This is a genomic window from Nitratidesulfovibrio sp. (assembly GCF_040373385.1).
Classification (GTDB): Bacteria; Desulfobacterota; Desulfovibrionia; order Desulfovibrionales; family Desulfovibrionaceae; genus Cupidesulfovibrio.
This window is the reverse complement of the sequence record NZ_JBDXXH010000005.1, coordinates 258,831-266,547: the sequence shown is the minus strand read 5'-3', so window position 1 is coordinate 266,547 and position 7,717 is coordinate 258,831. Positions and strand designations below refer to the sequence as shown.

The window sequence follows — 7,717 nt, the reverse complement described above, 5'->3', positions numbered from 1 at the left end:
TGCCGTGGTGGCCGACGAGGTGCGCAAGCTGGCCGAAAAGACCATGAACGCCACCCGAGAGGTGGACGAGGCCGTACGCGCCATCCAGACCGGCACCCGCGAGAACATCCGGGGCATGGAAGAAGCCTCGGGCGCGGTGGGCCGCAGCACCGAACTGGCCACCGTTGCCGGGCGTTCGCTGGGCGACATCGTGACCATCGTGCAGACCACCGCCGACCAGGTGCGCTCCATCGCCACCGCCTCGGAGGAACAGTCCGCCGCCAGCGAGCAGATCAACAGGGGCACGGAAGAAGTGAACCGCATCGCGGTGGAAACCGCCGACGCCATGAACCAGTCCGCCGCCGCCGTGGCAGAGCTTGCCCGCATGGCGGGCGAACTGCGCGGCCTGGTCGAGGAGTTGAAGCGGGTTTAGCCCAGCGAGGCTGCGCGCGCCCACGCGGTGCGGGAAAACAGTGCGTCCCCGTCACGATTGTGGCGGGGACGTTCGTTTTTTCAGCCATGCGCAGCCGGTCATTCGGGGCTGGCCGGGGCATCATCCACAGTGCCGTGTACCTCGCGCGCAAGGTCCAGCCAGGCACGCGCCGCATGCGACAGGTAGCCGCCGCGCCGCCAGATGAGCGCCATGCGCCACCACATGTCCGGTTCGTCCAGCAGAACCCGCGCCGCCGTGGTGGTATGGTCCGCCACCATCAGCCGGGGCAGCAGCGCCACCCCCAGGCCCGCCTCCACCAGCCCGATGATGAAATCCATCTGACCGCTGCGCGCCGCCACTTTCGGACGAAAGCCGTTGCGCTCGCACCCGTCGAGAATGATCTGATTCAACTGAAACGCCTCGCCGAACAGGATGAACGGCTCACCCGCAAGCTCGCGCAGGCGCAGGCCGCACCTGCCGGACAGGGCATGACCCGGAGGCAGCAGCGCCACCAGCGGCTCCGCGCGCACATGCTGCCACTCGAATTCCCCGGATATGGGCGTCAGCGATGCCGCAAGATCCACCTCGCCCGCGTGCAGCAATTCACCCAGCCGCCTGCTGCCGTCCTCCACAAGTCCCACGTCCACGCCTGGGTAGCGGGTGCGGAACAACGCAAACACCGGCGCAAACAGGACGCGGCTGCCGAACAGCGGCACGCCCAGCCGCAGCGTTCCGCGCCGCAGCCCCCGCAGGTCGTCCAGTTCCCCCTGGATGTCCTCCGTGGCGGCCAGAATGCCCCGCGCCCGGCGAAACACCACCTCGCCAGCATCCGTAAGCTGGCTTCTGCTGCCCATGCGGTCCAGCAGCACCACGCCCAGTTCGCTCTCCAACTGGCGCACGGCCTTGCTCACGTTGGACTGGGTGGTGAACAGCGCTCTTGCCGCGGCGGAAAATCCGCCGTGGCGCACCACTTCCACAAAAGCCTGCAACGTTCTGAACTCCATAATCTATTCCTAACAGAGATACCATCCATGCTGTCAATTCATTTTACGACCACATGCGCCGGGCATACGTAGATATCGACGCCAAGCAGCGCCAAGGAGCATCACATGTCCGTTCGCAAGCTTTCCCTTTCCCTGCGGCTGGCCGCCCGCCGCAGCCGCCTGATCCAGTGTCTGTTCCTCGCCGCCCTGTGGCTGGCGGGCGAAGCCGTGGCCCGATACGCCCATCTGCCCGTGCCCGGCGGGGTGGTGGGCCTTGTGCTGGTGTTGCTGCTGCTGGCCTCTGGCAGGGTGAACGTGGTGGACCTGCAACGCGGCGCCCGGTGGCTGATGGCCGAAATGCTGCTGTTCTTCGTGCCCGCCGTGCTGGCGGTGCTGGATCACCGGGAATTCCTGAGTCTGCTGGGGCTCAAGCTGCTGGCCGTGGTGCTGCTGGGCACGCTGACGGTCATGGGCGGCACGGCGCTGGTGGTGGACGCCTGCTGCCGGTTGCAATTCCGTGGCGCCGGTCACGCTTCTGCCGGTCTGGCCCATACCTGCGCAACCCTGTCCGGTTCGGCCCGGCACCCTTCGTGAGCAATGCCATGAACCTTTACCCTGCCGCCCTGCCCCTGCTTTCCGGCCTGTTCTGGTCGGCATCCACCATCGCCCTGTACCTCGTGGCCCGATGGGTCCACGCCCGCATGGGCCGCTGGTGGACATCACCCCTGTGCCTTGCGCCGTTGCTGCTGCTGGCGCTGGCCATCGCCCTGCATGCCACCTACAGCGACTACATCCGCTCCACCCACTGGCTGATGGTCATGCTGGGCCCGGTGACCGTGGCCTTCGCCCTGCCCATCTTCGAGCAGCGCGCGCTGATCCGCCGCCACTGGCCGGTGCTGCTGGCGGGAGTCGCCACGGGCAGCAGCCTGGCCATGCTCTCGGCCTGGGGTCTGGCCACCCTGCTCGGTGTTTCGGGTGCCATGCGGCAAAGCCTGCTGCCGCGCTCCATCAGCACGCCCTTCGCCATGACCGTTTCGGGCAGCCTTGGAGGTGTGCCGGACATGACGGCGGTATTCGTGGTGCTTACGGGCGTATTCGGCGCGGCGCTGGGCCAACTGCTGCTGGCGCGGCTGCCCTTGCGCACCAGCCTTGCGCGCGGGGCGCTGCTGGGCATGGGCGCGCACGGCGCGGGCGTAGCACAGGCCCGCCGCGTAGGCGACGAGGAAGGCGCCATCGCCAGTCTGGTGATGATCCTGGCGGGGCTGGTCAACGTGCTGGCCGCCCCGTTGCTGGGCCTGTTGCTGAACCCGGCGCTGGGCTCGTCCATAAGCCCGTCGCTGCACTGAATTTCGCGGGCCATTCCCGCACGGGAAGAAATGGGTGTGCACCCGCCCGGCATCTTCCCCCTGAACGAAAAAGGCCCCCGTGCGGCGGGGGCCTTTCGTTTTTTTTGGGGGGGTAAAACGCGTGGTCGGCCTAGCGCACTGCCCCGGCATCCTTGGGGGCCATCTCCGCCGCCACCTCGGCGTACATGGTCAGGGCCACCATGGCGAAGGTGAGCAGCAGCGGCCCGTACAGCAACCCCAGGATGCCGAACATGTTCAGCCCACCCAGGATGGCCAGGAACAGGTAAAGCATGGGAATGCCCGCGCCCTCCCTCATGAACCACGCGCGCAGCAGGCCGTCGGAACTGGAGACCAGCACCGCGCACCACCCCAGCAGGAACACCGCCCGCCACGTCTCGCCCGACAGGTACAGGTAGGCCGTGGCGGGCGCCCAGATCAGCGCGGTGCCCACCACGGGGATCATGGCCGCGAAGGACATGGCGAAGCCCCAGAACAACGCGGGCAGGCCCACCAAGGCAAAACCCACTGCGCCGATGACGCCCTGGAACACGGCCACCAGCACCCCGCCCATGAACACCGAGCGGGCCACGCCGCGCAGGGCGGACAGCAGGCGATCCTCCTGCGTGTGGGCCAGCGGCGAGACGCGCTTGACAAAGGCCATCATCTGCCGCCCGTCGCGCAGCAGAAAGTACAGGATGAACAGCATCAGCAGAAAGTGGCCGAACAGGTACACGGCATTGCCCACCCCGGCGGTAATGGAGTGCAGCACCACCTCGCCCGCCTGACGGGCCGCGCCCAGCAGGGTGCCGCGCAGGCTTGCGGGGTCGAAGTCGGCGATGTCCGCGGCGTCGATGCCGAAATCGGCCAGGGTCTGGGTGAACCACACCGAAAGCTCGTGCAGCCGGGCCAGCCCCAGTTCCACTGGCGCAGGCAGGGAACCTGCCGCAGTGGCGGCACCGGACGCAACACCCGCGGCAGCGCCTGCGGTCGCCTCACCCGCACCGTTCCCGGACGCGGCGTAAAAGGCCATGGCCGCGCGGGCCAGGGCGCGGGCCTGGGGAATCAGCGCAGCCACGAACACGGCCAGCGGCGCGGCCACGCCCAGCAACAGGGTGAGAATGGTGGACGCCGCGGCAAGGTCGGGCTGGCGCACCCGGCGGGCGATGCGTTCCTGCAGGGGCGCGGCCAGCGCCGCCACCACGATGGCCACGGCCAACGTGTGGATGAACGGACGGGCCAGCAGCCAGCCGATGCCCACGGCCACCACGGCCAGCAGGGCCAGCCAGACCCGCGTGGGCGCGGCATGGCCGTCCCCGGATGGTGTCGGCGGCATTGGCGGCCCGAATGGACCGGACGGGCCGGATGATCCAGATGAGCCGGACAGGCCGGATGATTCGGATGAACCCGACGCTACGGACGGAACTCCCGCCGCCGAATATGCGACAGGGTTCGTCCCCTCTGCCTGTGCAGCGGGGCCATCGTGCATGAATTCGGCACGGGCGGAGGGACACCCCGCGCAAGGCGTTGGAGCGAAGGGATCGACGGGATTGGGTAAGCCGGAGCCATCAGCCTCGCACGGTGTGCCTGCGGCACCGGGGCAGCCGCCGCAGGGAGAGGCAATACGCGATGCGGCACGGCGCAGCACCGGTCGGGCAGAGTGATGGAGGGGGCGGCGCGATGAACGGGCAGGAGTACTCATGTCGCGGTGCTAGCATGCGGTGGGCACCGAAGCAACAGCGGCTCCGCGACGTTGCTGCGTCTTTGGGCACGGCGGGCGGCAAAGGCCGGAAAAGGGCCGGTCCCCCTACAATTCCGCGCGCTCCAGCAGCTTCAACGGATGCACCACAACCACCTCGCGGCGGGTCACCCGCACCAGTCCCTCGTCCTGCATCTCGCGCAGAAAATCGCTGACGGTCTGCTGGCACGAGCCGGTCATGGCGGCCATCTGCTCCTGGGTCAGGCGCACGGGGATCACCGCCGGTTCAAGCCAGGCCGCCTCGTCGCCCAGCACCTCGTAGGCCATGTACACCAGCAGCTTGGCCAGCCGGGTGCCCACGTCGCAGGTCATCAGGTTGCCCACCTGCTCGCCCAGATAGCGCACCCGCCCGCCCAGCGTGGCAATGACCTTGCGCGCCGCGCCGAAATGGCCGGACAGGAACTTCTCGAACTCGTCCCGTCCCGCCTCGCGCAGCACGCAAGGGGTAAGGGCCTGGGCATTGGCCTTGCGCGGCACCGAATCCAGCACCTCTGCCAGGCCGAACATCTCGCCCCGCCTGCGCAGGAAGAAGATGGGTTCCTTGCCGGACGGCGCGATACGGAAGATGCGCACGATGCCCTGCTCCACGTAGAAGCACGAATCGCCGGAGTCCTCCTCGAAGAACACCATGTCGTTCTTCGCAAAGTCCCTCCGGCGCGACAACGCCAGAAACGCCGCCCGCTCGTCCGGCAGGTCGGCGAAAAAATCCTCGGTCCAGAGATGCCAGTTGCGTTCCATGGGCCCCCCTGACGGAGAGCGTAGTGCTCCTGCGGCATATGGCAAGGGGCAAAGGCGGTATCGGACACCGGATGTCCGTGCCGCCCCCGCCCCCCGGCGTGTGATTACGCGTCCTTGTCAGTCCGGATGGCCTGGGCAGCGGCCAGACGGTTGCGGTATTTGTACATGGTTTCCACGCCGTGGATGTCCACGCATTTCCAGGTGATGTGGTCCTTGCCCATGATGGGCCGCAGGGACGCCTTGTGGTACCCCAACTGGTAGGGGATGCGCGTCTCTATGGCGGCGCGGGGACAGGCCTTGGTGCAGGACATGCAGTCCCAGCAGTCGCGCGTGCAGCGGCAGCGGGCCTTGCCCGTGGCTGCGTCCACCACCATCAGGTTGCCGGGGCAGGCTTCTTCGCAGCGCGATTCGGGCAGCCCTTCGCAGCCGTTGCATTTTTCGGTCAGTATTCTTGGCGGCATGTGTTCCTCCGTCCGGATGAAGTGCGGTTAGACCTTGAACCGGTCGCCGGGGACCAACTGCTCGTAGGGCCGGGTGAAGGCGGTCACCTCGCCGGTGGCCGGATCGCGCCGGGTTTCCACGAAGCAGTCGAAGTTGGCGTCGTCGCGGCCGGGGTAGTCGCTGCGGGTCTGCCACCCGGCCCAGCGGGTTTCGCGGCGGGCCTTCAGGTGGTGCACCACGGCCTCGGCCACGTCCACGCGGTCCATGGTCTCGTTGGCCTGCATCAGGTCGTGCAGGTCGGCGGCCTTCAGGTAGGCAAACTGCGATTGCAGCATCTTGATGTGGCGCAGGGCGTAGTCCAGGCGCTCCTCGTTGGTGCGGTAGAACTGCGAGCTGCCGCCCGCGTACTCGTCCATCAGACGCTGGAGGCGTTCCTTCATTTCGGTGGGGGTCACGCCGTCATAATCCTTGCCGCGCAGCAGCGGCGCGTACACGCGGGCCTTTTCGGACGCCACCTGCGCGTTGACGGCGGCTTCGTCGGGGGCAGCAAGGCCCGCCGCCATGTAGGCCATGGCCCCGCGCGCGGCCAGCTTGCCTTCCGCCGCACAGCCGCCCACGAACTTGTTGGGGTTGCCGCCTGCCGTTTCACCCGCCGCGAACAGGCCGGGCACGGTGGTCATGCGCTGCATGTCCACCCAGAAGCCGCCCATGGTGTGGCCGCCCATGATGTACGGGTCGGACCCGTATATCTCGATGGGTTCCTTGGTCACGTCCTGCCCCCGGCTGGCCAGGAACAGCACGAACGACGGACGCTCGTTGAGGTAGTCGGTCATCATGGCCTGCACCAGTTCGGGGGCCATGTTGCGGGTGTCGCAGTAGCAGGGGCCGCGCCCGGCCAGCCACTCCTCCATGGGGGCGTTGGCCCGGATGAAGCGCGGGGCTGCGTCGCCGCCGAGGTGGGCGTAGCGGCTCATGACCCGCTCGTCCTTGCAGTTGATGATGGGGGCCTTGTAGCCCACCGAAATGGTGTCCACGGGACCGCAGAAATCCTTGGTGCGGGTGGCCACCCAGCGCTGTTCCAGCGACGACAGTTCCGCGCCCTGGCGGAAGCCCATGGCGTAGCCGGACCCCACGCAGTAGGGGCACATCCAGATCTGCGCGCCGCTGTCGGTGGAATCGGCGGTGTACGACTTGTACAGGGTGCCCGCCCCGCCGGTGGAAACCACCACGGATTTGGCGCGGAACACGTAGAACGCGCCGTCGCGCACGCCAAGGCCCGTGGCGCCCACGCAGCGCCCGCCGTCCATCAGCAGGCCGGTGCCCGCCACGCGGTTGTACACTTCGGCCCCGGCCTCGATGGCCTTTTCGGCCATGATGGGCTTCAGCTGTTCGCCGTGGATGGAGATGTCCCACTTGCCGCGATAGCGGATCTTGCCGTCCGCGTCGCGCAGGATGGGCAGGCCCCAACGTTCTAGGTCGTCGATGGCCTCGTTGAGTTCCTCGGCGTTGCTGAGGGCCAGGTCTTCGCGCAGGGGACCGCCGCCCACCTGGGCGCGGCTCCAGCGCACCAGGTCTTCGGGGGTCTTGCCTTCGGGGATGTAGGTGTTCAGGGCGTCCATGCCCGCCGAACACGCGCCGGAACGCATGATCTCGGCCTTTTCCATGATCACCACGCGCAGCGACGGATCAAGCCGCTTGGCCTCGGTGGCCACGAAACACCCGGCGTTGCCGCCGCCGATGATCAACAGATCGCACTCCACCGTTTCCGTGCGCACCTCTGCAAGGCTGCGCGGCGCGATGTCCACGGCCCTGCTGGCCTTTCTGTTCGCCATGTCGTTTCTCCCGACGTTGATTTGGATACGTTACAGATGCGCCGCAGGGGCCACCGCATCATTCTTTTCGTCTTTCACGCGCCCTAGCCCGTTGCGGCGCAGGGGCTCATGAATGTTCTTTGGGCTGACGCGCGCCGCCTTGCTGCGGCGCAGGATCTCAATGAATCTTCTCTGGTTTGAAGTCCCGCGCCACCGCCACCCTGCGGCGC

The 7,717-nt window shown here is 67.7% G+C and carries 8 protein-coding genes; 3 read left to right on the top strand and 5 right to left on the bottom strand.

The window, feature by feature from the left end; all coding sequences use genetic code 11:
* Positions 1-412, top strand: a 412-nt coding sequence (locus tag ABWO17_RS11400) for a methyl-accepting chemotaxis protein (RefSeq protein WP_353118612.1), incomplete at its 5' end; no start/stop codon positions are given.
* 98 nt (positions 413-510) lie between these two features.
* Here the strand turns inward: ABWO17_RS11400 and ABWO17_RS11395 are convergent.
* A complete protein-coding gene (locus tag ABWO17_RS11395; RefSeq protein ID WP_353118610.1) occupies positions 511-1,416 on the bottom strand; it encodes a LysR family transcriptional regulator in 906 nt (301 codons plus the stop codon).
* A gap of 105 nt (positions 1,417-1,521) precedes the next feature.
* Between ABWO17_RS11395 and ABWO17_RS11390 the strand changes: the two genes are divergently transcribed.
* Together ABWO17_RS11390 and ABWO17_RS11385 are read left to right on the top strand one after the other, a co-directional pair.
* On the top strand, positions 1,522-1,989 hold the full coding sequence (locus ABWO17_RS11390) for a CidA/LrgA family protein (protein ID WP_353118608.1): 468 nt from the start codon (positions 1,522-1,524) through the stop codon (positions 1,987-1,989).
* Positions 1,990-1,997: 8 nt separating this feature from the next.
* Positions 1,998-2,741, top strand: coding sequence for an LrgB family protein (locus ABWO17_RS11385; protein WP_353118606.1), 744 nt, complete (start codon positions 1,998-2,000; stop codon positions 2,739-2,741).
* 130 nt (positions 2,742-2,871) lie between these two features.
* Here ABWO17_RS11385 and ABWO17_RS11380 read toward each other — a convergent pair whose 3' ends face one another.
* The 4 genes from ABWO17_RS11380 to ABWO17_RS11365 all read right to left on the bottom strand — a co-directional run bounded on the left by ABWO17_RS11380 (position 2,872) and on the right by ABWO17_RS11365 (position 7,508).
* Positions 2,872-4,074 carry an AI-2E family transporter gene (locus ABWO17_RS11380; RefSeq protein WP_353118604.1) on the bottom strand — a complete coding sequence of 401 codons (1,203 nt, stop codon included), beginning with the start codon at positions 4,072-4,074 and terminating at the stop codon, positions 2,872-2,874.
* Positions 4,075-4,545: 471 nt separating this feature from the next.
* Positions 4,546-5,235 (bottom strand): Crp/Fnr family transcriptional regulator, encoded by a 690-nt coding sequence (locus tag ABWO17_RS11375; RefSeq protein ID WP_353118602.1) that lies wholly within the window; start codon positions 5,233-5,235, stop codon positions 4,546-4,548.
* 104 nt (positions 5,236-5,339) lie between these two features.
* The gene (locus ABWO17_RS11370; RefSeq protein ID WP_353118600.1) at positions 5,340-5,696 is read right to left on the bottom strand and encodes a 4Fe-4S dicluster domain-containing protein; all 357 of its coding nucleotides are present in this window, start codon (positions 5,694-5,696) and stop codon (positions 5,340-5,342) included.
* A gap of 27 nt (positions 5,697-5,723) precedes the next feature.
* Positions 5,724-7,508 carry an FAD-binding protein gene (locus tag ABWO17_RS11365; RefSeq protein ID WP_353118598.1) on the bottom strand — a complete coding sequence of 595 codons (1,785 nt, stop codon included), beginning with the start codon at positions 7,506-7,508 and terminating at the stop codon, positions 5,724-5,726.
* Positions 7,509-7,717 lie beyond the last annotated feature (209 nt).

Excerpts from the sequence above, each read along its gene's own strand:
- ABWO17_RS11395 (WP_353118610.1), bottom strand. The coding sequence starts at position 1,416 with ATGGAGTTCAGAACGTTGCAGGCTTTTGTGGAAGTGGTGCGCCACGGC.
- ABWO17_RS11390 (WP_353118608.1), top strand. The coding sequence starts at position 1,522 with ATGTCCGTTCGCAAGCTTTCCCTTTCCCTGCGGCTGGCCGCCCGCCGC.
- ABWO17_RS11385 (WP_353118606.1), top strand. The coding sequence starts at position 1,998 with ATGAACCTTTACCCTGCCGCCCTGCCCCTGCTTTCCGGCCTGTTCTGG.
- ABWO17_RS11380 (WP_353118604.1), bottom strand. The coding sequence starts at position 4,074 with ATGCCGCCGACACCATCCGGGGACGGCCATGCCGCGCCCACGCGGGTC.
- ABWO17_RS11375 (WP_353118602.1), bottom strand. The coding sequence starts at position 5,235 with ATGGAACGCAACTGGCATCTCTGGACCGAGGATTTTTTCGCCGACCTG.
- ABWO17_RS11370 (WP_353118600.1), bottom strand. The coding sequence starts at position 5,696 with ATGCCGCCAAGAATACTGACCGAAAAATGCAACGGCTGCGAAGGGCTG.
- ABWO17_RS11365 (WP_353118598.1), bottom strand. The coding sequence starts at position 7,508 with ATGGCGAACAGAAAGGCCAGCAGGGCCGTGGACATCGCGCCGCGCAGC.